Source organism: Corynebacterium sp. USCH3 (genome assembly GCF_037619475.1).
In the GTDB taxonomy this organism is placed as follows: Bacteria; Actinomycetota; Actinomycetes; order Mycobacteriales; family Mycobacteriaceae; genus Corynebacterium.
The window spans coordinates 249,719-275,480 of record NZ_JAQPZT010000003.1 but is presented as its reverse complement, the minus strand read 5'-3'; the positions used below and the strand labels follow the sequence as shown (position 1 = coordinate 275,480).

Below are 25,762 nucleotides of genomic sequence, written 5' to 3'. Positions count from 1 at the left end.
ACGCGGCAGGGGACGTCGACCGGGCAGGTGGGGCTGGCGGGGCAGGTCCGCCAGACGTTGCAGTCGGGTTCTGGTTCCGGTGGGTGATTCAGTCACGGGATACTCCTCGAAAATTCGGCGCGTGCCACAGCAGAGGCCAACCGGTATCGATTCAGATCTATTCCATCGTCGGCCGAGATTCGTCGGGATCGATTTCATTGATATCCGGATAACGGTCTCTCCCCGGGTGTAGGGTATCCGCGCCCCGCGACCGTCGGGGCGACCGGCATTGCCGTATTATCGCGATAGTAGATGCCCGAGAGGCACCCTTCCACACGAAGGCATCACCGAAGAACGAGACGAATAATCGCAGGTGCGCCCGTCTCCGTCCCTCACGAGGGGACGGCCGACGCGTCGCTGCACTGACTATCGAAGAGGGAGACACCGGCCCATGGCCAAGATCATCTACACCCGTACTGACGAAGCCCCACTGCTTGCCACGTACTCACTGAAGCCCGTTATCGAGGCGTTCGCCTCCACCACCGGTGTCGCCGTCGAAACCCGCGACATCTCCCTGGCGGCCCGCATCCTCTCCGCGTTCAACGATGTCCTCCCCGAGAACCAGCAGGTCCACGACGCCCTCGCCGAGCTCGGTGAGCTGACCAAGCAGCCGGACGCGAACATCATCAAGCTCCCGAACATCTCCGCCTCGGTGCCGCAGCTCAAGGCCGCGATCCGCGAGCTGCAGGAGCACGGTTACGACCTGCCCGACTACCCGGACGAGCCGTCCACCGACGAGGAGAAGGACGCCCGCGCCCGGTACGACTCCGTCAAGGGCTCCGCGGTGAACCCGGTCCTGCGTGAGGGAAACTCCGACCGTCGCGCACCGAAGGCGGTGAAGAACTTCGCCCGCAAGCACCCGCACCACATGGGTGAGTGGTCCGCTGACTCGAAGACCAATGTCGCGACCATGTCGGACGGGGACTTCCGCCACAACGAGCAGTCCGTCATCATCGACGGCGACGACACCCTCACCATCCGCCTCGTCGGCGCCGACGGCGAGACCACCGTCCTCAAGGACGGGCTGACGGTGCTGGACAAGGAGATCGTCGACGCCACCGTCCTGCGCGCCACGGACCTCGACGAGTTCCTCAAGGCCCAGGTCGCCCGCGCCAAGGAGGACGGGGTCCTCTTCTCCGCACACCTCAAGGCCACCATGATGAAGGTCTCCGACCCGATCATCTTCGGCCACGTCGTGCGCGCCTACTTCTCCGACGTCTTCGAGAAGTACGGCGACACCCTGTTCTCCAAGGGGCTCAACGGCGAGAACGGTCTCGCCGCCATCTACTCCGGCCTCGAGGACTACGCCGACGAGATCGGCGCCGACCTGGCGTCCGAGATCCGTGCCGCCTTCGACAAGGGCCTGGAGGACGGCCCGGACCTGGCGATGGTCAACTCCCACAAGGGCATCACCGGTCTGCACGTCCCCTCCGACATCATCGTCGACGCCTCCATGCCCGCCATGATCCGCGGCGGCGGCAAGATGTGGAACAAGGACGACAAGGAGCAGGACGCCCTCGCCGTCATCCCGGACTCCTCCTACGCGGGCGTGTTCCAGACCGTCATCGAGGACTGCCGCAAGAACGGCGCCTTCGACCCGACGACGATGGGCACCGTCCCCAACGTCGGCCTGATGGCGCAGAAGGCCGAGGAGTACGGCTCCCACGACAAGACCTTCAAGATCCAGTCCGAGGGAACCGTCGAGGTCGTCGACTCCTCCGGCGAGGTCCTCATGTCCCACACCGTCGCCCCCGGTGACATCTGGCGTGCCTGCCAGGCCAAGGACGTGCCGATCCGCGACTGGGTGAAGCTGGCCGTGAGCCGTGCCCGCGACACCGGCGTCCCGGCCGTGTTCTGGCTCGACCCGGAGCGTGCCCACGACCGCAACATGACCGCCAAGGTCGAGGAGTACCTCAAGGACACCGGGCTCGTCGGCGACACCGAGGGCCTGGACATCCGCATCCTCTCCCCCGAGGAAGCCTGCCAGCTCTCCGTCGACCGGATCCGGGCCGGCGAGGACACCATCTCCGTGTCCGGCAACGTGCTGCGCGACTACCTCACCGACCTCTTCCCCATCATGGAGCTGGGCACCAGCGCCAAGATGCTGTCGATCGTGCCGCTGATCGCCGGTGGCGGACTGTTCGAGACCGGTGCCGGCGGCTCCGCCCCGAAGCACGTCCAGCAGCTCATCGAGGAAGACTACCTCCGCTGGGACTCCCTGGGTGAGTTCCTGGCCCTGGCCGAGTCCCTGCGCAAGCTCGCCGAGACCGACAACAACCCGCGCACCCCGATCCTGGCCGACGCCCTCGACGCCGCGACCGAGCGCATCCTCAACGAGGACCTCTCCCCCGCCCGTGTCGTCGGCGAGATCGACAACCGTGGCAGCCACTACTGGCTGGCCCGCTACTGGGCGCTGAACCTCTCCAAGCAGACCGAGGACGCGGAGCTCGCCGAGATCTTCGGCCCGGTCGCCCAGGAGCTGGAGGAGAAGTACGAGACCGTCAAGAAGGAGATGCGCGGCGGGCAGGGCTCCTCCGCGGACCTCGGCGGCTACTACTGGCTGGACGAGGAGAAGACCACGAAGGTCATGCGCCCGTCCGCCACCTTCAACGCCGTGATCGACGGACTCACCGCGCGCAACTCCTGACGCGCCGCGGCGTCCACTGAACAGCTCGGTCTACCAGAGCAATGGTGCCCCACCTGCACCTTTGACTCAAAGTAGACCGAGCTGTTTGCCGCTCACCCTCCGGTGGGTTATCGTGTTCCCAGCGAAACGACTCCATCAGCTTCCGAAGGGACCACCACACATGACCACCAGGTACGACAACGCCGACGCCGCCAACTGGGGCTTCGCCTCCCGCGCCGTGCACGCCGGACAGACCGTCGACTCCGACACCGGCGCCCGCAACCAGCCGATCTACCTCACCACCTCCTACGTCTTCGACTCCGCCGAGCACGCCAAGCAGCGCTTCGCCCTCGAGGACCTGGGACCGGTCTACAGCCGTCTGACCAACCCCACCCAGGAGGCCCTGGAGAACCGCATCGGGTCCCTGGAGGGCGGTGTCCACGCCGTGGCCTTCGCCTCCGGTCAGGCCGCGGAGACCGCCGCGATCCTCAACCTCGCCGGTGCCGGTGACCACATCGTCACCTCGCCACGCCTCTACGGCGGCACCGAGACGCTCTTCGGTGTCACCCTCGCCCGTCTCGGCATCGAGGTCACCTTCGTCGAGGACCCGGACGACCTCGAGTCCTGGCAGGCGGCCGTGCAGCCGAACACCAAGGCCTTCTACGGCGAGACCTTCGCCAACCCCCAGGCCGACGTCCTGGACATCCCGGCCGTCGCCGAGGTCGCGCACCGCAACAACGTGCCGCTCATCGTGGACAACACCGTCGCCACCGCGGCCCTGGTACGTCCCCTGGAGCTCGGCGCGGACATCGTCGTCGCCTCCCTGACGAAGTTCTACACCGGCAACGGGTCCGGACTCGGCGGCATCCTCGTCGACGGCGGCTCCTTCGACTGGACCGTCGAACGCGACGGTGAACCGGTCTTCCCGTCCTTCGTCACCCCGGACCCCGCCTACCACGGCCTGAAGTACGCCGACCTCGGTGCGGCCGCCTTCGGGCTGAAGGCCCGCGTGGGCCTGCTGCGCGACACCGGTGCGGCGATCTCGGCGTTCAACGCCTGGATCACGATCCAGGGCCTGGACACCCTGGCCCTGCGTGTGCGCAAGCACAACGAGAACGCCGAGATCGTCGCCGGCTCCCTCGCCGAGAACGCCGCGGTCGCCACGGTGAACTACGCCGGCCTGCCGGACTCCCCCTGGTACGCCACCAAGGAGAAGCTCGGTCTGGAGTACACCGGCTCGGTGCTGTCCTTCGACCTCGCCGTCGACGACGTCTGGTCCGACGAGGCCCGTGAGAAGGCCTGGGCCTTCATCGACGCCCTCAAACTGCACTCCAACCTGGCCAATGTCGGCGACGTGCGCTCGCTGGTGGTCCACCCCGCGACCACCACCCACTCCCAGTCCGACCGGAAGGGTCTGACCCGCGCCGGCGTGAACCTCGCGACCATCCGCCTGTCGGTCGGCATCGAGGACATCGAGGACATCCTCGCCGACCTCCAGCTCGGCTTCGACGCGATCCGCTGAGGCCCGGCACCGCATGAGCATCGACCCCCGGTCCCTGCCCGCCTCCCATTCCTCGGTGACGGTGCCGATCGGCACGTTCACCACCGAGGCGGGGGTGGACGTCCCCGGCGCCGAACTGCGTCTGTTCGCCTGGTACGAGGGCGCCGCCGAGGAAGCCGTGGCCCGTCCCGTCCTCGTCATCGAGCACGCCCTGACCGCCGACGGCGACGCCGACGACTGGTGGGCCGGCATGATCGGCCCCGGCCTGGCCCTCGACACCGAGCGCTACCTCGTGCTCTGCGCGAACTGCCTCGGTGGGTGCCAGGGGTCCACCGGGCCGTCCTCCGCGCACCCCGACGGCGGCCACTGGGGGTCACGCTTCCCCGCCTTGTCCATCCGTGACCTCGTCGCCGCGGAGAAGACCCTGCTCATCGACGTGCTGGGGATCCGCAGAATCCGCGGTGTGGTCGGCGCGTCCATGGGCGGCGCCCGTGTCCTGGAGTGGACGTTCATGTACCCCGAGGTCGTGGAGGCCGCGCTGCCGGTCGCCGTCTCCGCCCGCGCCTCGGCGTGGCAGATCGGGATCCAGTCCGCCCAGATCCGCTTCATCACCGCCGACCCCTGCTGGCAGAACGGCGACTACCACGGCTCCGGGAGCATCCCGTCCCACGGTCTCGGCCAGGCCCGACGCATCGCCCACCTGACCTACCGCGGTGAGCTGGAACTCGACGAACGGTTCGCCACCGAGCCGCAACCGGGCGAGAACCCGTACGGCCCCTACAACTCCCCCACGGAGCGTTTCGCCGTGGAGAGCTACCTCGACCGCCAGGCGGAGAAGCTCGAGGCCCGGTTCGACGCCGGCAGCTACGTGATCCTCACCGACGCGCTGAACCGGCACGACGTCGGACGCGGCCGCGGCGGCATGAACGCGGTCCTGGGGTCGTCCCAGGTGCCCACCATGGTCGCCGGCATCGACACCGACATCCTCTACCCGTACCACCAGCAGGAGCACCTCTCCCGCAACCTCGGGGACTTCATCGGCCTGTCGAAGATCACCTCCCCCACCGGGCACGACGGCTTCCTCACGGAGACCCGTCAGATGACGATCATCCTCGACAAGTTCCTCACCAAGGCGGCGTTGCTGGCGCAGCGGTAGCGCGCCCCACGTCCACACCCGTAGAAAGGGCACCGTCCTGTGCACGCACATCGCCCGGATCGCGGGCACAGGACGGTGTCTTTTCAGCGCCGGGGTCGGGCAGCCGCGGCGGCCTCCGTCGCCCGGGCGTAGACGGTCTCGCCCACGCTGGCGGCACCGAGTCCCAGCGTCCGGGCGTCGCCGCGGGTGATCTGCGCGGTGAACCGCTCGCCGTCCACCACGTCCCTCAGCTCCACACGGACCTCGAAGCCCAGCACGGCAACCCGCTCGACCACGGCCTCGCGCACGTCGGTGGCGGCGACCTCGTTGCCGGGCACCTCCGGGTCGACGTTACGTCCCAGCCTGATGTCGTGGGGACGCACCGTGCGACCGTCCAGCGTGGTGACGTGCCCCAGGAAGGACTGGACGAAGGGGGTGGCCGGGGCGTCGTAGAGGTCGGTCGGGGTGCCGACCTGCTCGATGCGTCCGTCACCCATCACGGCGATCCGGTCGGCGACGTCGAGCGCCTCCTCCTGGTCGTGCGTGACCAGGACGGTGGTGACGGTGAACTCCTCGTGCATGTGGCGCAGCCAGGTCCGCAGGTCCTCGCGCACCTTCGCGTCCAATGCGCCGAACGGTTCGTCGAGCAGCAGGATGCCGGGATTCGGGGCGAGCGCCCGTGCCAGCGCCATCCGTTGCCGCTGGCCGCCGGAGAGCTGCGAGGGGTAGCGGGTGTGGTACCCGGCGAGACCGACGATCTCCAGGAGTTCGTCGACCCGCCGGTCGATCTCCTTCTTCGGGCGTTTGCGCACCGACAGACCGAAGGCCACGTTGTCGCGCACGGTCATGTGCTTGAAGGCGGCGTAGTGCTGGAAGACGAAGCCGATGCCCCGGTCCTGCGGCGACAGCCGCGTCACGTCGCGGTCGTCGATGACCACCGCGCCGGAGTCGGGGCGTTCCAGGCCGGCGATGGTGCGCAGCAGGGTGGACTTGCCCGAACCGGACGGTCCCAGCAGGGCGGTGAGGGACCCCTCCGGGATCTCGAGGGAGACGTCATCGAGGGCCGTGAAGTCCCCGTAGGTCTTCACGGCGTGGGAGACGGAGATGGCCATGTCAGGAAACCTTCTTCTTCTGCAGCAGGGTCATGACGACCAGGACGATCACCGAGACGATCATCAGCAGGGTCGCCGCGGCGTAGGCGCCGTAGACGTTGTTGTCGTCGAGGTAGCGGGAGTGCACCAGCAGGGTCAGGGTCTGCCCGCCGCCGGCGAATCCGGAGGCGACCATGATCACCGCGCCGAACTCGCCCAGGGAGCGGGCGACGGTGAGCACGATGCCGTAGGACAGGCCCCAGCGGATCGACGGCAGGGTGATGCGCCGGAACGTCTGCCAGGGGGAGGCGCCCAGGGTGGACGCCGCCTGCTCCTGTTCGGTGCCGATCTCCCGCAGGACGGGCTCCACCTCCCGCACGATGAAGGGCAGGGTGACGAACACCGTCGCCAGCACCATGCCGGGCAGGCCGAAGATCACCCGGAAGCCGAGGTCCTCGACACCCCCGAACCACCCGTCGGTGCCCCACAGCATGATCAACGCGACACCGACGATCACCGGCGAGACGGCGAACGGCAGGTCCACGACCGCCTGGACCAGCGACTTTCCGGGGAAGCGACCCCGGACCAGCCCGAGGGCGACGACGATGCCGAAGACCACGTTCAACGGCACCGTGATCACCACGATCAGCAGTGAGGTCTGCAGTGCCGAGACGGCCGCCGGGGTGGTGATCCACTCCCAGAACTGACCGACGCCGGGTTCCACGGTGCGCCACAGGATGGTACCGACCGGGAGCGCGACGAGCACGGCCAGGTAGACCAGGGCGAGGGTGCGTAGTGTCAGGACACTGGTTCTTGACTGGTTCACGCGTCCTGCTCCTTCCGGGTGCTGCGTTCCCCGACGAGGCGGAGGACGAGGAGGACGATGAAGGTGACGGCCAGCAGGGCGACGGACACCGCCGCGGCGGCGGACGGGACGTCCGACTCGATCTGCTCCTGGATGTACTGGGAGGCGACCTGCGTCTCCCCGGGGATGTTCCCGCCGATGAGCACCACCGAGCCGTACTCACCGATCGCCCGGGCGAAGGCGAGTCCCGTGCCGGACAGCACCGCGGGCCACAGTGCCGGCAGGATGATCCGCCGGAAGACGGTGGCGTTGGACGCGCCGAGGGACGCCGCAGCCTCCTCGACGTCGTGGTCGAGTTCGATGAGCACGGGCTGCACCGACCGCACGACGAACGGGAGGGTGACGAACGCCAGCGCGATGACCAGCGCCGGCTGGGTCGCGTTGAGGGTGATGTTCATCGGACTGTCCGGACCGTACAGGCTGAGCAGCACCAGGGACGCGACGATCGTGGGCAGCGCGAACGGCAGGTCGATGACCGCGTCCACGAGGCGTTTCCCGGGGAAGTCGTCGCGCACCAGCACCCAGGCGATCAGGGTGCCGGTGACCATGTTGATCAGCGCCACGGCGAGGGAGACCTTCGCGGTCACCCAGAGTGTGTCCCGTGCACCGGGTGCCGTGACGGCGTCCCAGAAGCCGCCGAGCCCGCCGGAGAAGGCTTCCGTGGTCAGGGCCACCAACGGCAGCAGGACGATGACGGACAGCCACAGCGTGGCGGTGCCCATGCTGAGTTTCGTTCTCATCTCACCCATCTCAGACCGCCTGGTAGATCGTCGTGACGGCGCCGTCGGTGTCGCCGCTGCCCGGCTTGGCGCGCTTGAACAGGACGGTGTCCACGATGTCCCAGTCCGCCGCGTCACCGTCCGGGTCCAGGGACGGGTCGAGGTCCCGGAACGCCGCGGCGAGTTCGTCGATGGTGTGCACGGTGTCCAGCGGCCGGAACGCCTCACGTTGCTCGGCGGGCAGGCCGTCGATCACCCCGGTGGAGTCGGAGAACAGGTCCGGGCCGGGCCGGAACCCCTCGGACGCCCACAGCGTCTCCGCCTCCGGGGTGAACAGGTAGTCGCGGAACTGCGTGGCTTTCCCCATGTTCCCGTCGGGGTCGTCGGTGGTGTCGACGACGGCCACCGGGTTCTCGATGCGGAAGGTGTCCGCCGGCACCGTGTAGTCGATGCGTCCACCGTTGCGGTCCAGTTCGATGGCCTCGTTCTCGTAGGACAGCAGCACGTCTCCCTGTCCTCCCCCGAATGCGGAGGTGGCCTCGCGCCCGGACTTCGGGCGCACGGTGAAGTGTTCGCCGACGAGCCGGGTGAGCTTGTCCAGCGCCTCCGTGTGGGCCGCCTGTGTGTCGGCGCCGGCGTCGCGGGACTGGAAGAACCAGCTGGCGTACGGCGCGAGGAGGTTCCACTTCGCCGATCCGGAGCTGGCCGGATTCGGGCTGATGACCTCGATCCCGGGTTCCAGCAGGTCGTCCCAGTTCTGTACCCCGTGCGGATTGCCCTCGCGGGTGACGAAGGCGACGACGGAACCGAAGGGGACGGAGCGTCCGGACTCGTCGTCGGGCACGTCGTCGCGCCAGTCCCCGGCGACCAGACCACCGTCGACGAGCCGGGTCACGTCGGGTTCGACGGAGAAGTTCACGATGTCGGTCGGCAGGTGCCGGGCGACCTTGCGGGACTGGTCCCCGGAGGCACCGTAGCTCTCCGCGAAGCCGGTGTCCTTCCCCTCGGCGGTGCCACGGAAGCCGCGGATGACGGCCTCGAACCCCGGCTTCGGGACGGCGTAGGCGACGAGGTTCAGCCGGTCGTCGCCCGAGGACACGTCGACGACGTCAGGGTCGTCGACGGTCCCCCCGGGCAGGACGGCCACCCCGACGGCCGCCACCAGGCCGGCACCGACGAGTACCGCCCCCAGGCTCGGTTTGAACGCCACGACGCTTCCCTCTCTTCCGCACAGACTGATCTGTCTACTACGCAGGAGACACTATCCGTCGACCCCGCCCACCCCGCAGAGTTCGATTCACGGAGAATAAAATCAGCCGTACAGCGCCGGGAACTCCGGTAGCACGTACGTCGCCACCTCGGCGAGCATGTCCTCGGCGGCGCGCTCCCTGCTCCTGAGCTGCAAGGACACGTGGTTGACCCCCATCGACCGCTGGGAGTGCAGGATCTCCGACAGGCCGTCCCGCCCCGTCCGGTAGCCGAAGTCGCGCCCCTCGACCGGCAGGCCGGGGTCCTCGGCGAGGTCGACCCACATCGATTCGGCGAAGGGTCGGAAGCCGTCCCGGCACGACGCCCGCCACCGGTCGACCATCACCTTCTGCTGCGGCAGGGGACGGTGGTAGGTGATCCACCCGTCGCCGTGGGCGGCGTTGTAGTCCATGTTCTGCTGGCACGACCCCGTCGGCAGGACCGGCACGCGCCCCACCGTCGGTTTAGGGACGACGTCCGCGCCACCCATGCGTCCCCGCGACCACCGCACCGGACGTCCCGTGGACGACCAGCCGGCCTCCAACACCTCCAGGTTCTCCCGGAACACCGCGGCGCGCTCCCCCTTCTCCATGCCGAACGCCGGGAACTCCTCGGGACGGTCTCCGCTGGCCACACCCATGAGGAAGCGTCCCCCGCTGAGACGGTCCAGACCGGCCGACCGCTTGGCCAGCAGCAACGGGTGCGCCAACGGCAGCACGACCGCCGCCGTGCCGAGAGCGATCGTCTCCGTGTGCGCCGCCAGCCAGGTGAGGTACATGAACGGGTCATGGACCTGCCCGACGTCGCCGAAGGTGTCGACCCGCAGCGGGATGTCGCGCGCCCACACCGCGGCGACGCCGGCCTCCTCCGCCGCCCGGACGAGGGCGACCTGACGGGTGACGTCCTCCGGGTCCCCGCCGACCGGCAGGCCCAGGCCCAGGGTCAGCTCCCCCTCGGCGAAGGTCCTGCGCATGCCGGGCAGGTCGCGGCAGGAGGTCACCACTAACTCCCCAACGAGTCGACGGACACCGCGACCAGCAGCATCAACGCACCGACCGCGAGGCAGAACAACGAGTCGAACTTCCGCGAGCGCACGGAGAGGACCCCCAGGATCTCCCCGTCGACCACCCAGCGCAGGGCGCCGAGGAGGAGCATGCCCGTGCCCACCGTCACCGTCCCCCGACGCCACCGGTCGGCGACGAGGAACACCAGCCCCACGAGCATCACCAGGACGAAGCCGACGACCAGCAGCATCTGCACCGTCTGGTTCAGCCGCGAGTGCGGTACGGCGACATCGTGTGGGTTACGCAGCAGCGTCCTGCGCTCCGCCGGCGTCAGTTCGACGAGGTCCGCCTTGTCACCGTCACCGCCGCCACCGCTCCCGTCACTCACACCAGCCGCTCCGCACGTTCCACGACATTGTGGATCAGGAAGGCACGGGTCAACGGCCCCACTCCCCCCGGATTGGGTGAGACCGCCCCGGCGACACCCCAGACGTCCGGGTGCACGTCACCGGCGAGCGCGCCGTCCACACGCGAGACCCCGACGTCGAGCACCGCCGCACCGGGCTTCACCATGTCCGCGGTGAGCATGTGCGGCTTACCGGCGGCGGCGATGATGACGTCGGCGTCGCGGGTCTCCTTGACCAGGTCCTTCGTACCGGTGTGGCACAGCACCACGGTGGAGTTCTCCGACCGGCGGGTGAGCATCAGGCCGATGGGGCGTCCCACGGTCACGCCTCGACCGATGACGACCGCCTTCGCCCCGTCGAGCTCCACTCCGTAGCGGCGGAGCAGGGAGATCGCGCCGTTGGGGGTGCAGGGCAGCGGGGCGGGTTCCATCAGCACGAGCTTGCCGAGGTTCACCGGGTGCAGCCCGTCGGCGTCCTTGGCCGGGTCGATGCGTTCGAGCACCGCATTCTCGTCGAGGTGCTTCGGCAACGGCAGCTGGACGATGTACCCGGTGCAGGCCGGGTCGGCGTTGAGCTCGTCGATCACGGCGTTGAGCTCCTCCTGGCTCACGTCGGCGGGCAGGTCGCGCCGGATGCTGTTCACCCCGATCTGCTCGCAGTCGCGGTGTTTCATCTTCACGTAGGAGTGGCTGGCGGGGTCGTCGCCGACCAGGACGGTGGCCAGTCCCGGCGTGACCCCCCTCTCCTTCAGCGCCGCCACCCGGCGGGTGAGGTCCTCGACGATCTCGTCGCGGTACAGTTTTCCGTCCAGCTTTGTCGCAGTGGTCACGTGCACCAGTATGGCACCCTCAGTGTCCGCCGGGGAACCCCGCCTGCCGCCACGCCTCGTACGCGGCCACCGAGGCGGCGTTGGAGAGGTTCATGCTGCGTCGGCCGGGCAGCATCGGGATGCGCACCTGCCGGGTGATCCGCGGGTCGGCGAGCGCCTCCTCCGTCAGCCCGGTGGGTTCGGTGCCGAAGAGCAGGACGTCCCCCTGTTCGTAGGTGACGTCGGTGTGCCATGTCTCGGCGTGGGTGGTGAAGGCGAAGACCCTCGCCCCGGGCAGTGCGTCGAGGGCGGCGTCCAGCGACGGGTGGACGTGCACGTCGGCGAGGTCGTGGTAGTCCAGCCCCGCGCGTCTGAGGTGCTTGTCGTCGAAGTTGAAGCCCAGGGGCTCCGCCAGGTGCAGGGAGGCGCCGGTACCCGCACACAGGCGGATCGCGCTGCCTGTGTTGCCGGGAATCGCCGGGTGCTCGAAGAGGATGTGGCAGTAGGGGGACGTTCCGGTCGTCTCGGCCATGCCGGTCACTGCTCCCACCATGCCCGCAGCGCGTCGGTGAACCAGGCGAGGTCGGACACGCCCGCCATCTCGCGGGCGGAGTGCATCGACAGCAGCGGTATCCCCACGTCCACGGTCGGGATGCCGAGCCGGGTCGCGGTGACCGGCCCGATGGTCGAGCCGCAGGGGACGTCGTTGTTCCCCACGAACACCTGGTCGGGCACCCCGGCTGCGCGGCAGGCCGCACGCCACGCCGCGGAGGTGGCGGCGTCCGAGGCGTAGCGCTGGTTCGCGTTGATCTTCAGGACGGGGCCGCCGTTGACCACCGGACGGTGCACAGGGTCGTGCCTACCGGCGTAGTTCGGGTGGACGGAGTGCGCGGCGTCGGCGGACACGCAGGACGACCGCGCGAACATCGCCCGGGTCTCCTCCTGGTCGGCCCCCAGGGCGGCGGCGGTGCGGGTCAACACGTCCTCCAGCACCGGGCCCGCCGCCCCGCTGGTGGTCGCACTGCCGACCTCCTCGTGGTCGAAGGCCGCGAGCACCGGGATGCCGCCGTCGGGACTGTCCGGGCCCAGTGCCAGGAACGCCTCCAGGGAGGTGAAGACGCTGCTGAGGTTGTCCATCCGCCCGGCGGCGAGGAGGTCGTCCTGCGCCCCGAACACCTCTCCGCGCTGGGCGTCGACGGTGATCAGGTCGTGGGCGAGGATGTCGTCGGCGTGTACGTCGGGCACGTCGAGCGCCCCGGCGATGACCTCACCGATCGTCGGCGAGCCGTCACCGACGGCGAACACCGGCTGCATGTGCTGCTGCCGGTCGAGGGTGAGCCCGTCGTTGACGTTGCGGTCCAGGTGGATCGCCAGGTGGGGGACGCGCAGCACCGGGCCGGTGCGTACCAGGTGGTCGGTGCCGTCCGCCAGCACGACCCGGCCGGCGAGGCGAAGTTCACGGTCCAGCCAGGCGGGCAGGATCGCACCGCCGTAGACCTCGACCGCGGCCTGCCGCCACCCGCCCGGCCCGACGATGTCCCCGGCGGGCTTCAACTTCAGCCCCGGCGAATCGGTGTGGGACCCGACGATGCGGAAGTGCCGAGCCCGGCCGGTCTCCCCGGCGGGTTCCGGGGTCCGCCAGGCCAGGACAGCCCCACCACGCACCAGGTAGTGACCGCCGGGGGCGGCGTCCCACCGGGCCTTCTCGTCCTGGCGGACGAAACCGGCCGCGTCCAGCCGGGACGCCACCTCCGCGGCAGCGTGGTAGCTGCTGGGGGCGGCGTCGATGAAGTCGATGAAACGGCGGGCGAACTCTGTCATGGACCCCAGTAAACCACCCGCCCGGGACACGGAGTGACTGCGGGACGCCACCGCTACCATCGTGATCGAACATACGTTCTATGTTTCTCCTTTTCGAGCATGCCGTGTCCGTCACTCTGGATAAGGTGATCGATATGTCGGACACCACACCACCGCCACCACACCCACCACATCCGCCGGAGAGCCCGCTGCACGCGGACCTCCGCTTCCTCCGGCAGCTCGACCAGGCCGCGACCGAGCTGCTCGTCGACGGCGGTGCGCGCCCCCGCTGGGCCGTCGAGGTCGACGCCGCCCCCGCCGTCCGGGCCGTGCGCCGGATGAACCAGGCGATGGTCGAGGTCGCCCGTCTGTCGACCCCGGAGGAGTCCGCCGATGTCGCCGACCACTGCTCGCGGATTCAGGCCCAGCTGGCACTGCCCCGTGGACGTGCGGAGATATTCTGCGACCTCGGGATCCTGTGCCGGCGGATGCCGCTGCTCAGCGACCATCTCGACGGCGGCATGCTCGGCTACGACCACCTGCGGGTGCTGACCCGCGCCACGGACGGGGTCGACCACTCCGACGCCGGGCTGGTCTCCGCCGTCGAGGAAGCCCTGGTCGCGGCACTCACCCCGCGACGGCACGGCCAGGCGGTCCCCGGACCCCGCAGCCTCTTCCGACGACTCGCGACGGCCGTCGGCGAGGTCGACAAGCTCGCCCGTCCGATCGACCCCGACGCTCCGGCGACGGACCCTTCCCTCCGGGACCAGCGGCGGGTCAGCGTCGACACCTACGACCCGGCGGCGACCACCATCGCCGCCACCCTGCACCCGGCCGAGGCCGACGAGTTCCTCACCATCCTCGACGCGGTCTGCCAGGACAGGGACTGCTCCCGGGCGGACGGGCTGATGCACCTCGCACGGGGCAGCGCCACGGTGTCGGTGACGCTGAACCTGTACCGCGAGATCGACAGCCCCTCCGTCACCACCGCCGCCGGCCACTGGCTCGACGACTTCGCCACGGCCCGGTTCATGCAGCAGGTCACCCATCTGCGTGTGCCGGGACACGACCGGGTGGAGAACTACGTCCCCACCGAACAGATCCGCGCCTTCGTCCGCGGTCGCGACGGCAGCTGCCGCTTCCCCGGCTGCGACGTCCCCGCGGACGACTGCGACATCGACCACGTGCGGCGCTACGACCACGCCGCCCCCGCCGCCGGCGGCCCCACGGACACCCGCAACCTGCAGTGCCTGTGCCGCAGGCACCATCTGCTCAAGACGATGGGCAGGTGGGACCCGACGATCGCCGCCGACGCGACGGTGATGTGGACCAGTATCGACGACGGGCACAGTCATCTCACCGAACCCGTCGGCCCCCTGGCCCGCTTCGCCCGGACCACCTTCGCTGACCGGGCCTCCCGCCGGTTCGCTGTCGTCCGGCGGCACAACACCGCCCGCCTCCCGGACACCGGTGATCCGGAGGTTCCGTTCTGACCCGACAGCTCAGGTCAGGGTGCCACGCCGTGCTCACGGAGGAAGGAGACCATCCGCTCGGCGATCCTGCGACGGTTCACCGCCTTGACGAACTCATGTCCCTCGTCCTCCATCACCAGTTCCCCGGTGGGAACCCCGCTGGCGTCCAGCGCCGCCTTCATCTGCCGGTACTCGCTCGGCGGCACGTTGGTGTCGTTGGCACCGTGGATGAACAGCACCGGGGTACGCACCCTGTCCGCCCGGTGCAGCGGCGACACCTCCCGCAGCAGTTCGCCGTCCTGGATCGGGTAGCCGTACTTCGGGTACGCCGCACTGGCGATCCACGGCTCGGTGTCGCGGTAGAACGTCTGCAGGTCGCTCATGCCGCAGGCGCTCACCGCCGCACGGAACAACGTCGGGAACCAGGTCACGCCGATATTCGTCAGGTAGCCGCCGTAGGACCGCCCGCTGATCGCCAGCCGGTCGGGGTCCGCCACCCCCATCGACACCAGGAAGCGGACGCAGTCCTCCAGGTCGTCGATCCCGGCGAACCTCCCGTAACGGTTGTCGGCGTGCATGAACGTGCGCCCACTGCCGAAGGAGCCGCGCACATTCGGGGTGAACACCGTGATCCCGGCGTCGATGACGTCCCGCAGCACGTCATGGTGCTCCGGACGGGACTGCCCCTCCGGGCCGCCGTGGAAGTGCAGCAGCACCGGACGCGACCCCCGCGCCGGCTCGAACTCCGGGTTCGCCCCGCGGTACAGCCAACCCGACAACTCGACCCCGTCGCGGGCGGTGAAATGCAGCAGCTGGGGCTGCTGCACCTGGGCCAGCAGGGGACGGTCCACCCCTCCCCCGGTCCCGTTCAACGGGGTGACCACCCCGCTGCGGCAGTCCACCAGGTGCACCGCCGGAGGGACATCCGGGCTCTCCACCGTCAATGCCGCCCGTCGGCCGTCGCCGGTGAAGGTCACGCCCCGTCCGACCATGCCGGGCAGCCGGACGGAGCGTCGCACGGTCACCCGCTCGTGGGCGTCCAGGAGGAACACCTCGAGGGTGGAGACCCCGTCCTGGTTCCACAGCACGGCGGCTGTCCCGCGGTCGTCACTGACGATGAACTCGTCGACGTCGGCGTGGGGGTGCCCGATCAACTCCCGCACCGACATCACCCCGTCACGCTCCCGGACACGCATCACCCGCCGACGGTCGGCACCGTGGTCACCGATGACCAGCAGTACCGGCGGCTCCCCACCCACCGGAGGCAGGATGTGCCCGTCGTCGGTCGTGGACCCCGGCTGCGGGGAAAGGACGGGCCGCCAGGACCCGTCGGGCCGGATCAGCAGCAGCTCGCGGTTCCCCCGCGGACCGACCCGCATCAACGCGTACCCGCTCTCCGCGGCGACGAGTTTCCCGTCGGCCCGACGGTCGACCACCACGGTACGACCGGTCTCCGGGTCGAACCGGCGCCCCTCCGCGACGCCGTCAGAGCCCACCGCGTCGACGGCCAGCAGGCCGTTGTCCCACTCCACGACCGAGGTCTTCGCGTCGCCGCTGTCACCGACCAACACCGCCGACGGATCAGCCGGGTCGCTGGAGACCAGCCAGATCTCGTTGCGCTCGGTGCCCCGGGGCGACACCTCGACGGCCAGCCAGCGCCCGTCCGGCGAGTACCTCACCGCCACGGCCGGCCCTTCGGTGGGGATGACCACCGGACGCTCGCCACCGTCGAGCAACGACTGCATCGCCCGCGGCGAGACCCCGTCGTGCATGACGTAGGCGATGGCGGAACCGTCCGGGGCGAGGCTGGGGGCGTAGGTATGTCTCACAGGCCCGTGATCCTACCTGCCCCGCAGGATCCAGGTGTCCTTTCCGCCGCCGCCCCGCGAGGAGTTCACGATCATCGACCCGGCGGGCGCGACACGGGTCAGTCCCGCCGGCACCGTCAACGCCTCCACCACCGACCCCGGGCCTCCGGACTGCCTCAGGTGGGAGAACATGCGCAGGTCCACATGCCGACGCTGGATCCCGTCGCCGTCGAAGGCGGGCAGCGTCGACAACCGCACGACCTCCTGGGCGATGAACTGGTCGGGGTGGGTCAGCAGTTCCCGGCGCCGCACCGCCAGCTGTTCCCCGGTGCATTCCGGGCCGACGGTGATCCCCGCCCCGCCGTACCCGTCGATCGGCTTGACCACCAGCTCGGCGAGCCGGTCGAGCACATGGTCGCGCTGTTCGCGTACCGAGCACAGGTACGTCGTGACCTGCTCCAGGAGGGGACGTTCGCCTAGGTAGAAGTCGATCATCGCCGGGACGTGGGCGTAGATCGCCTTGTCGTCGGCCACCCCGTTCCCCAGGGCGTTCGCCACGGCGACCGTGCCCGCGGCCAGGGCCTTCTGGAACGGCCCGCGCAGGACGGCCCCGTCGGCACCGGTGGAGGACAGGAACATCTCCTCCTCCATCCGCATGTAGACCACGTCGATCCGCCGGCGCCGCCCAGGTACCCCAGGCGCACAGGAGAGGTCCCACAGCGTGGGCGTCCCGTCGTCGTCGGCGTCGACCAGCAGTTGGTCGGTGGTGCACACCGCGAATCCGCCCGCACGGGCGACCAGGGACTGCTCCGCGAAGGTGCTGTCACCGGTCCCGGCCGAGGCCACGACGACGTGCGCCCGGTCCGGGTCCACCCCCGGCGGGACCGCCGCACGCAGGGTGGCGCACATCGTCTCCAGGGACCCGGCCGGGTCGACGACCTCGCCGACCTCCCGTTCGGTGGCGTCGAGCATCTCCGGGAAATGGTGGCGGGTCACGTCGCGGGCGGCCAGGGCGAACGTCAGGCCCGAGGGCATGCGCACATTGTCCTCGAGGACCTGCCACCGCCCACCGTCGGAACACACCAGGTCGGCGCCGTTGATGTGGTTGCGGACGCGCCCCCTCGGCGCATGACGCCCCACCCTGCGGAACCCCGGCGCGCGTTCCAGCGTGGCCAGGTCCATGACCCCGGCGCGGACGATCTCCCGGTCACCGTAGATGTCGTCGAGGAAGGCGTTGAGCGCCCGCATCCGCTGTTCCACCCCGGACGACAGGGTGTCCCACACCGACCCCGGGATGATCCTCGGTACCGGGTCGACGGGGAACGCCCGGTGCCGGTCGGTGCCGCGGGCGCGGAAGGTGACGCCACGGCCGGTGAGCTCCTCCCCGGAGGCCTGCAGGCGCGACCGTAGGCGTGGTGCCCCGATACCCACCAACGTCGCCAACGCCGGGGCCGCGTCGGGACGGGGCGACCCGTCGGCGTCGACGGCCTCGTCCCAGAACGCCCCTCCCAGGTCGTCGACGATGCTGGGCTGGTAGGCCGCGAGACCCAGCGGCGTGCTCGCGGTGGCGTCCTCCAGCCCGACGGTGTCGAGGGTTTCGGCGGCGAGCAGTCCGACGACGTCATCACGGCGGCCCCGACGGCGCAACGCCCTGCGCTGCCGGTACGCCCCGGACCCGGCGCGCAGCAACCGTCGGAGCGTGTCACGGACCCACCGGAGATCCTCCCCGAGCTCGTCGGCGAGCAGGTCCACCACCGCGGTGACCACGTCCTCCGCCGGAACCAGGTCCAGGCCCGACGGATCGAGCAGGTCACCCTCCAGCCCGGACCGTGCGGCCTGCCATGTCGCGGTGCGCTGCTGCAGGACCTGCAGCGGTGGGGTCGGTGTGCCCTGGCGCACCAGCGCCGCCTCCCGGCAGACCAGTGCGCGGCACAGTGCGACGATCACGCCGACCGTCGCCGTCGAGGAGCAGGCGTCGCACAGTCGGATCTCGACGCCGCCGGGAGGGCCCGGCGCCGGTCGGACGTCGTAGTCCAGCATCTCCGGCCCCGGTGTCACACCGGTACGCCGCAGGAACTCGATGTCCCGCCGGTAGTCCCCCATGGTCGTGGCCGCGGGGTAGGCGCCCGACGCCGGCCGCCGCGGTCCCCGCACCGACCGGGAACTGGCGTACCCGGTGTCCACGCCCACGTCGTCGAACGGTGAGGACGCGCTGAGCGCCAGCAGGGCCGGCAGGTGCCGGGACACCCCACGGCACACCGCCAGGACATCGGCGACCCCGGCACCGTCAGTACCGTTCACGGTGACGCGGAGTCCGCCGTCCGCGACCGGCGTGCAGTCCCCGTCGGCCTCCCCGGCAGCCCGGGCGACCAGTCGTCTGTTGCGTCGGAGTTCCGTCATCACCCCGGCCAGGTCCGCGTGCGGTGCCGTCCGGGCGGTCAGCCGGTCCGGGCCACCCCGCACCGAGAACCGTTCCGCGTCCCCCAACCGTGCCACGGTCTCCGCAGCGTGAGGGACGGGCGCACGGACCGTCCGGTCGACGATGCGCAGGTCCTCTTCCACTCTCACGGTGGTGCCCATGGTGCCACGCTAGCCGAGGGGTATAACGGGTGCATGAGCACTTCACCCCCCATACCGCCCGACCTCCTCTCCGAGTTCCACGGCACGGCCACCACGGACCGTGCACTGCGGATCGCCCGCAACGCCGTGACCGCGGCCGACGTCAACGCCGTCGCGCTCAACCGCGATGCCGTCGTGGCCCTGGACCCCACCACCGAGGTGAAGCTCGACTCTCTCGGGGTCAGTGACCAGAAGCAGTCGGGACGGTGCTGGATGTTCGCCGCCTACAACGTCTTCCGTCACCGGGTCGCGGAGAAACTCGGCGTCACGGAGTTCGAGTTCTCCCACACCTACCTGCAGTTCCACGACAAGGTCGAGAAGTCGAACCATGTCCTGCGGACACTGGAACAGCTCTTCCGCGACGGTGTCACCGACCTGGACGACCGCACCGTCGCCGCACTGCTGCAGGGAGCCGCGTCGGACGGCGGGCAGTGGAACTACTTCACCAACCTCGTGGCGAAGTACGGTGTCGTCCCGTCCTACGCCATGCCCGAGACCTTCGCCTCCGGACGCACCCCCCAGCTCGACGGACGCCTACGCACCGTCCTGCGCCGTGGCGCGCTGCGGCTGCGCGAGGCCGTCCTCGCCGGGGCGGACCCGGAGGTGACCGAGGAGATCATCGACGGGACGCTGGCGGACGCCCACCGCGTCACCGCGATCCACCTCGGCCTGCCGCCGACGGAGTTCACCTGGCAGTACCGTGACTCCGAGAACGGCTTCCACCGTGGAGGCACCTACACCCCGCGGCAGTTCGCCGCCGAGATGCTGCCCACCGGGACCGACGGCACCGACAGCCTCGACAGTCTCGACAGCTACGTCAGCGTCGTGCACGACCCCCGTCACCCCGACGGCGGGGCGTACAGCATCACCCACGAGAACAACATGTGGGGCACGCCCGACTTCAGCTACGTCACCGCCGGCATCGACACGCTGCGCCAGCTGGTGCTCGACAGCCTCGACGCCGGGGAGCCGGTGTGGTTCGCCTGCGACGTCAACCGGCAGTTCGTCGCCACCTCCGGGGTGTGGGACGCCGACCTGCTCGAACTCGACGCCCTCTACGGCACCGACTCCGCCACCACGAAGGCCGAGCAGATGGGCACCGCCGAATCACGCCTGACCCACGGCATGGTCTTCACCGGCTACGACCGCTCCCCCTCCGGCGGTCTGCGGTGGCGGGTGGAGAACTCCTGGGGCACCAAGAGCCACGCCCAGCACACCGAACTCGCCGGCGGCGGCTACGGCACGATGGCCGACAACTGGTTCGCCGACAACGTCTTCCAGGTGGTCGTCCCCCGGCACCGGCTCACGGACGTCACCGACCTGCACGACGCACTCGCCGCCCTGGACCGCGGCGACACCACTGACCTTCCGATCTGGGATGCGATGGCCTGATGACGACTGCTACTGACCTGACTCACACCGGACTCGCCGGACTCGACCCCGCACGACTCGCCGCCCTCGGCGACGACCTGCGCCGGGACCCGTCCTTCCGTATGGCACGCAACGCCGCGACCGCCACCAACGTCGAGACCGTCACCCTCGACCGCGACGTCCTGGCCACCACCGACAGCTCCACCTCGGTGAAACTGGACTCCTGGGCGGTCGCCGACCAGAAGAAGTCCGGACGCTGCTGGATCTTCGCCGGACTCAACGCCCTGCGCGGCGGCACCGGCGGTGTCATCGACACCACCGGCGTCAAGGACCTCGAACTCTCCCAGACCTACCTGCACTACTGGGACAAACTGGAGAAAGCCAACCACTTCCTCGGTGCCATGGCGGAACTCGTCGACCGTGACATCGACGACCGCACCGTCCAGCACCTGCTCGCCGACCCGGTGGAGGACGGCGGCCAGTGGAACATGTTCGTCGCGCTGGTCGAGAAGTACGGTGCCGTGCCGCAGTACGCGATGCCGGAGACCCGCTCGTCCTCCGACACCCGGGCGATGAACCGGGACCTGTCGACCACCCTGCGCGCCGGGGCGTCCCGGATGCGGGCCGCGGATTCCGGTGCGGAGATCACGGCCGTACACCGGCGGACCCTCGCCGACGTCCACCGGATCCTCACCGTGCACCTCGGCACCCCGCCGGAGCGGTTCGTCTGGCAGTACCGAGACAGGAAGGACGAGTTCCACCGCGCCGGGGAGATGACCCCCCTCGAGTTCGCCGCGCAGTACCTGCCCGACGACCTGGGCGACCACGTCTGCGTCGTCGACGACCCGCGCACGTCCTCGCCCAAGGGTGAGCTGTTCACCGTCGAGCACCTCGGCAACGTCGTCGGCGGCGCCCCGGTGACCTACCTCAACGCCCCGGTCGAGGTCATCAAGGCCGCGGTCCTGGAGTCGCTGCAGGACGGCCACCCCGTGTGGTTCGGGTGCGACACCGCCGCACAGTCGCACCGTGACCGCGGGGTGTGGGACGCCCGACTGCACGACTACGAGGGCTTCTACGGTGTGGACCTGGACCTGTCCAAAGAACAGCGCCTGCTCACCGGGGAGTCCCAGATGACCCACGCCATGGTGTTCACCGGTGTCGACGTCGACGACTCCGGGCGTCCCCTGCGCTGGCGTGTGGAGAACTCCTGGGGCCCCAAGGCCGCGGAGAAGGGCTTCTGGACGATGAACGACAACTGGTTCGACCAGTACGTCTTCGAGATCGCCGTGCACCGCGACCGGCTGCCGCGGCAGTACCATGCGGCGCTCTCCACCGAGCCGCACGTCCTGCCTGCCTGGGACCCGATGGGCGCCCTGGCGCGTTGAGCGGTTACGTGAGGTGGTGGCCGGAGAGGAAGGCCCACACCTCCGTGGTGGCGTCCAGCGAGTAGGACGTCGCCTCGGCGGAGTCCGACGCCGCGCCCGACTTCCCGGAGGCGTCGCCGGGCCAGGTGTGCCCGCCGTCGCCGACACGCAGATGCACCACCGACGTCCCCGGGGAACACATCGGCCACTGCTGACGGCGGACGTCGCCGGCCAGGGCCGTGGTCACCGGGGTGCTCTGGCAGTGGTTCCGGCTGGCGACGTCCTCCACCAGGTCACGGGCGGCCATGTAGGTCCCGCCGTGACGCGACCCGCCCCCGTAGTTGATCGTCTCGTCCTCGGTCCCGTGGATCTCCAGGAAGGACGGGGCACGACCGGCGTCCTCCACGCAGTTGGTGCGCGTCCCGCTGTAGTACGCGCCGGCGACCGCGGCGACCGCGGCGAACAGGCGCGGTTCACGGCAGGCCAGTTTGGCGACCATGCCACCACCGTTCGACATCCCTGCCGCGTAGATCCGGGACCGGTCGACGTTGTACGTCGAGTTCAACGCGGCGAGCATGTCGCGGGTGAAGCGCACGTCCTCGCCGTCCTTCGTCCGTGAGTACGGCGCACCCTCCCACGCATCCCCGATGCCCTGCATCGACACCGTGATCGCCGGCTTCTCGTCGAACCCCGCGTAGTCGTGGAAGCCCTGGGCGGTCTCGCGGTAACCGTGGTAGGTCAGCACGACCGGGTAGGCCTTCTCCGGGTCGTACCCCGCCGGCACCGACAGGACGCCCTCCCGGGTCCGGTCTCCGCTGCGCAGCGAGATCTTCTTCGACTGTCCCGGAGCGGGGCCGTCGAGCTTCGGGCCGGTGCCGAGTTCCGCCTCCGCCGCGGTCGGCACGATGCTCTCCGAGGCGGCGACCGCGTTCTCACGGACCGTCTGCTCCCGGTACTCCTCGAGCGCGGCGGCGTTCTCCCCCGCCGGAGAATGACCCACCCACACCAGTGCCCCGACCATCACCGTGGCCGTGAGCACGGCCAACGACCGGCCGAGCCGTCGGCGCAGCGGCCGGTGGCCCGGCCTGTCGGGCATGTCAGGCGCGATGTCGTCGGTCTGGTCCGGGAGCGGATCAGGGACGGGGGCCGATGTCCGCCGAACCGGGGGAAGGTCTCGGAGCTCTTGCGGAGTGGACTGTTGCACCCTCCCATTTCTACTGGTCAGAAGCCTCAGAATCAACCGTGCCGCGCAGGTCACCCTCGTATTTCCGTGTTCTTTCGTTCAATTGTATTGAACACGACAACACCGACCGTCGGTGCCGATAAGCTCACCTTCTATGACGTACTTCACGAGGCGGATCCTGACCCGGGCCGCGACACTCTCCACCGCAGCACTCATCGCCGTCACGGCGGCCGTCCCAGGCATCGGCACCGCCGACGCCCAGAGCTCCCTCGGCGTGCCGGGCGTCTCCTGGCCGCCGCCCGCCGGCTCCCCGTCGGCGGACACCGACCCCTTCTACCAACCGCCGGAGACCCTGCCCGCAGACCCTGGCGAGGTCATCCGGAGCCAGGACGCCCCGCAACTGCTCGACCTCGCCGGCACAGACGGCCCCGGCAGTGCCGAGAAGATCCTGTACACCTCCACCACCGAGGACGGGGACCGGGTCGCCACCAGCGGCGTCGTGCTGAAGGCGGCCGGCGCCTGGCACGGCAAAGGCGAGGCACCGACACTCGTGTACGCCCCGGGCACCCGCGGTTCCGGCGACATCTGCGCACCGTCCCGCAGCTCCTACCAGCTCTTCGGGTTCGACGCCGGCAACGCCGCCGTCAACCTCAACTACGAGTACCCCTTCCACGCCGCCGCCAGTGCACTCGGCATGAACGTGGTCGTCGTCGACCTCATCGGCCTCGGCACACCCGGCCAGCACACCTACGTCAACAACCCGGAGCAGGGGCAGGCCACCCTCGACGCCGCCCGCGCCGGACTGTCACAGCTCGGGCTGCCGTCCGACTCCCCCGTGGGCTTCTTCGGCTACTCCCAGGGTGGCGGCTCGGCGGCTGCGGCCGCCGAGATGGCGTCGTCCTACGCCCCCGAACTCAACGTCAAGGGCACGTTCGCCGGCGCACCGCCCGCCGACCTGCTGGAGGTCGTCGACGCCGTCGACCGGCACGCCATCACCGGTGTCCTCGGGTACGCCCTCAACGGAGCCCTGGAACGGCACCCGGAGCTCGCACCACTGGAGGACGAGTACTTCAACGACCGCGGCAAGCAGTTCCTCGCGGACACGAAGGACCGCTGCATCGGCGACTCGGTGGTGCGCTGGGGTCTGAGCGACACCCGCACGATGACGAAGGACGGCCGGTCCTTCGGGGAGCTCGCCCGCGACGACGACCGGCTGCGCACCGTCCTGGAGCGCTACAAGCTCGCCACCGCCTACACCGACCTCAACGCACCGATCATGATCACCAACGGCCGGAACGACGACACGATCCCCTGGCAGCAGGCCCGTGACACCGCCGACCGGTACTGCAAGGCCGGCGGGACCGTCCAGTTCACCACCGACCCCCTGCCGTCGATCCTGCCGAAGTCCGCGGTCAACCACGCGGTACCGATGCTCACCAACGCCGGTCCGGCGCTGAGCTACCTGGTCGACCGCTTCAACGACGCACCGGCGCCGAGCAACTGCGGACGGTTCTAGGTTCAGCTCGCCACTCCCCGCCGCCGCCAGGTCAGATTTCGCACCCCTTCACCTCATGAAGGGAATCTGACCTGGCTTTTTGTATGTTTGATGCACTTATGGGGTGCGATATCCCGCAGAACCTTCCACGTCCACGGACATGACCGGCTACGCTCGACGCTGGGCCGGGGACATCAGAAGGGGACCCCGGGACACACGACACACAGGGGGAACTCATTCATGACCGCACCAGCACAACCTGCTCACACCACCGGTCTCCACGCGTCGACGATGGTCGGCGCCGTGGAGGCCGCACCGCCGTCCGGGTGGCGACGGCTGGTCCACCGAATGTCCGGTGGTCGGGTGAATCCGGGGGAGACCACAGGTCAGAGTGCCGAGCGTGAGCTCCGGGAGCGCATCCGCACCCCGTTGCGCGGCGACTACCGGATCGCGGTACTCAGCCTCAAGGGTGGGGTGGGCAAGACGACGACCACCGTCGCCCTCGGCGGCATGTTCGCCTCGCTACGCGGCGACCGGGTCATCGCCGTGGACGCCAACCCCGACCTCGGGACACTGGCGAGGCGGGTCGTGGACGACTCCACCATCGCCGCCCCGACGGTGCGCGACCTGCTGGACCTCCCCGATGCATCCCGCTACCCACAGGTCAGGTCATGTACGAGTCAGGCGTCGAGCCGCCTGGAGGTCATCGGTTCCGACCGCGACCCGGCGGTCTCCGAGGCGTTCAGCGAATCTGACTACCGACGGGCGGTGGACGTCCTCCAGCACCACTACAACATCATCCTCACCGACTGCGGAACCGGCCTGATGCACTCGGCGATGACAGGGGTGCTGGACCTGGCGCACATGCTGGTGCTGGTCACCTCGCCGGCATTGGACGGGGCGAGATCAGCGGAGGCCACCCTCGACTGGCTCGACCACCACGGTCACGGCGACCTGGTGGCCAATGCGGTGGTCGTGGTGTCCGGGGCGCACCCGGGGCAGGCGGCGGTGGACCCGGAGGTATTGACCTCGCACTTCTCCGCGCGGACCCGGGCTGTGCGTGGTGTCCCGTTCGACCGGCACCTGTCGGAGGGCGGCGTGGTCGACCTGGACCGGTTGGCCCCGACGACGTCCCAGGCGTACCGGGAGTTGGCGGCGACGGTGGCCGAGGATTTCGGCAGTTGGCACCGGCACGCGGCGGTGTGAC

At 69.7% G+C, this 25,762-nt stretch carries 20 protein-coding genes; 8 read left to right on the top strand and 12 right to left on the bottom strand.

From position 1 onward, the window contains the following. The first annotated feature begins 430 nt into the window (after positions 1 to 430). The 3 genes from PQI66_RS07460 to metX all read left to right on the top strand — a co-directional run bounded on the left by PQI66_RS07460 (position 431) and on the right by metX (position 5,322). The gene (locus PQI66_RS07460) at positions 431 to 2,686 is read left to right on the top strand and encodes an NADP-dependent isocitrate dehydrogenase (RefSeq protein WP_339997176.1); all 2,256 of its coding nucleotides are present in this window, start codon (positions 431 to 433) and stop codon (positions 2,684 to 2,686) included. Between the two features lie 160 nt (positions 2,687 to 2,846). Beyond that, positions 2,847 to 4,187 carry an O-acetylhomoserine/O-acetylserine sulfhydrylase gene (locus PQI66_RS07455; RefSeq protein ID WP_339997175.1) on the top strand — a complete coding sequence of 447 codons (1,341 nt, stop codon included), beginning with the start codon at positions 2,847 to 2,849 and terminating at the stop codon, positions 4,185 to 4,187. Positions 4,188 to 4,200: 13 nt separating this feature from the next. Continuing rightward, positions 4,201 to 5,322 carry a homoserine O-acetyltransferase MetX gene (metX, locus tag PQI66_RS07450; protein WP_339997174.1) on the top strand — a complete coding sequence of 374 codons (1,122 nt, stop codon included), beginning with the start codon at positions 4,201 to 4,203 and terminating at the stop codon, positions 5,320 to 5,322. Positions 5,323 to 5,405: 83 nt separating this feature from the next. Here the strand turns inward: metX and PQI66_RS07445 are convergent, their stop codons facing one another. From PQI66_RS07445 to PQI66_RS07405, 9 genes are all read right to left on the bottom strand, one after another. Further along, positions 5,406 to 6,413, bottom strand: a complete 1,008-nt coding sequence (locus tag PQI66_RS07445) for a sulfate/molybdate ABC transporter ATP-binding protein (RefSeq protein ID WP_339997173.1) — start codon at positions 6,411 to 6,413, stop codon at positions 5,406 to 5,408. 1 nt (position 6,414) lies between these two features. Beyond that, on the bottom strand, positions 6,415 to 7,218 hold the full coding sequence (locus PQI66_RS07440) for a sulfate ABC transporter permease (protein ID WP_339997172.1): 804 nt from the start codon (positions 7,216 to 7,218) through the stop codon (positions 6,415 to 6,417). After that, the gene (gene cysT / locus PQI66_RS07435; RefSeq protein ID WP_339997171.1) at positions 7,215 to 7,997 is read right to left on the bottom strand and encodes a sulfate ABC transporter permease subunit CysT; all 783 of its coding nucleotides are present in this window, start codon (positions 7,995 to 7,997) and stop codon (positions 7,215 to 7,217) included. Before cysT ends, PQI66_RS07440 begins: the two co-directional genes overlap by 4 nt. Positions 7,998 to 8,007: 10 nt before the next feature. Then, positions 8,008 to 9,186, bottom strand: coding sequence for an extracellular solute-binding protein (locus tag PQI66_RS07430; protein ID WP_339997169.1), 1,179 nt, complete (start codon positions 9,184 to 9,186; stop codon positions 8,008 to 8,010). 102 nt (positions 9,187 to 9,288) lie between these two features. After that, positions 9,289 to 10,197 carry a TIGR03571 family LLM class oxidoreductase gene (locus tag PQI66_RS07425; protein ID WP_339997663.1) on the bottom strand — a complete coding sequence of 303 codons (909 nt, stop codon included), beginning with the start codon at positions 10,195 to 10,197 and terminating at the stop codon, positions 9,289 to 9,291. 29 nt (positions 10,198 to 10,226) lie between these two features. Further along, entirely contained in the window at positions 10,227 to 10,616 is a 390-nt protein-coding gene (locus tag PQI66_RS07420) for a DUF3017 domain-containing protein (protein WP_339997168.1), read from the bottom strand. Continuing rightward, positions 10,613 to 11,464: a bifunctional methylenetetrahydrofolate dehydrogenase/methenyltetrahydrofolate cyclohydrolase gene (locus PQI66_RS07415; RefSeq protein WP_339997166.1), complete on the bottom strand. Its 852-nt coding sequence runs from the start codon at positions 11,462 to 11,464 to the stop codon at positions 10,613 to 10,615. Before PQI66_RS07415 ends, PQI66_RS07420 begins: the two co-directional genes overlap by 4 nt. 19 nt (positions 11,465 to 11,483) lie before the next feature. After that, the gene (locus PQI66_RS07410) at positions 11,484 to 11,975 is read right to left on the bottom strand and encodes a tRNA (cytidine(34)-2'-O)-methyltransferase (RefSeq protein ID WP_339997164.1); all 492 of its coding nucleotides are present in this window, start codon (positions 11,973 to 11,975) and stop codon (positions 11,484 to 11,486) included. Positions 11,976 to 11,980: 5 nt separating this feature from the next. Continuing rightward, positions 11,981 to 13,264, bottom strand: coding sequence for a M18 family aminopeptidase (locus tag PQI66_RS07405; RefSeq protein WP_339997161.1), 1,284 nt, complete (start codon positions 13,262 to 13,264; stop codon positions 11,981 to 11,983). Positions 13,265 to 13,398: 134 nt separating this feature from the next. On the opposite strand from PQI66_RS07405, the gene PQI66_RS07400 reads away from it, so the two are divergent. Beyond that, positions 13,399 to 14,736, top strand: coding sequence for an HNH endonuclease signature motif containing protein (locus PQI66_RS07400; RefSeq protein ID WP_339997158.1), 1,338 nt, complete (start codon positions 13,399 to 13,401; stop codon positions 14,734 to 14,736). 14 nt (positions 14,737 to 14,750) lie between these two features. On the opposite strand, the gene PQI66_RS07395 is transcribed toward PQI66_RS07400, so the two are convergent. Beyond that, positions 14,751 to 16,544, bottom strand: coding sequence for a S9 family peptidase (locus PQI66_RS07395; RefSeq protein ID WP_339997156.1), 1,794 nt, complete (start codon positions 16,542 to 16,544; stop codon positions 14,751 to 14,753). Between the two features lie 12 nt (positions 16,545 to 16,556). Further along, positions 16,557 to 19,103, bottom strand: a complete 2,547-nt coding sequence (locus PQI66_RS07390; protein WP_339997154.1) for a carboxylate--amine ligase/circularly permuted type 2 ATP-grasp protein — start codon at positions 19,101 to 19,103, stop codon at positions 16,557 to 16,559. Positions 19,104 to 19,136: 33 nt separating this feature from the next. On the opposite strand from PQI66_RS07390, the gene PQI66_RS07385 reads away from it, so the two are divergent. Together PQI66_RS07385 and PQI66_RS07380 are read left to right on the top strand one after the other, a co-directional pair. Further along, positions 19,137 to 20,534 carry a C1 family peptidase gene (locus PQI66_RS07385; RefSeq protein ID WP_339997153.1) on the top strand — a complete coding sequence of 466 codons (1,398 nt, stop codon included), beginning with the start codon at positions 19,137 to 19,139 and terminating at the stop codon, positions 20,532 to 20,534. Next, positions 20,534 to 21,898 (top strand): C1 family peptidase, encoded by a 1,365-nt coding sequence (locus PQI66_RS07380; protein ID WP_339997150.1) that lies wholly within the window; start codon positions 20,534 to 20,536, stop codon positions 21,896 to 21,898. The genes PQI66_RS07385 and PQI66_RS07380 overlap by 1 nt, the downstream gene beginning before the upstream one ends. 4 nt (positions 21,899 to 21,902) lie before the next feature. Here the strand turns inward: PQI66_RS07380 and PQI66_RS07375 are convergent, their stop codons facing one another. Next, positions 21,903 to 22,973, bottom strand: a complete 1,071-nt coding sequence (locus PQI66_RS07375) for an alpha/beta hydrolase family esterase (protein WP_339997148.1) — start codon at positions 22,971 to 22,973, stop codon at positions 21,903 to 21,905. 241 nt (positions 22,974 to 23,214) lie between these two features. On the opposite strand from PQI66_RS07375, the gene PQI66_RS07370 reads away from it, so the two are divergent. Further along, positions 23,215 to 24,576 (top strand): lipase family protein, encoded by a 1,362-nt coding sequence (locus PQI66_RS07370; RefSeq protein WP_339997147.1) that lies wholly within the window; start codon positions 23,215 to 23,217, stop codon positions 24,574 to 24,576. Positions 24,577 to 24,795: 219 nt separating this feature from the next. Next, the gene (locus PQI66_RS07365; protein WP_339997146.1) at positions 24,796 to 25,761 is read left to right on the top strand and encodes a MinD/ParA family ATP-binding protein; all 966 of its coding nucleotides are present in this window, start codon (positions 24,796 to 24,798) and stop codon (positions 25,759 to 25,761) included. Position 25,762 lies beyond the last annotated feature (1 nt).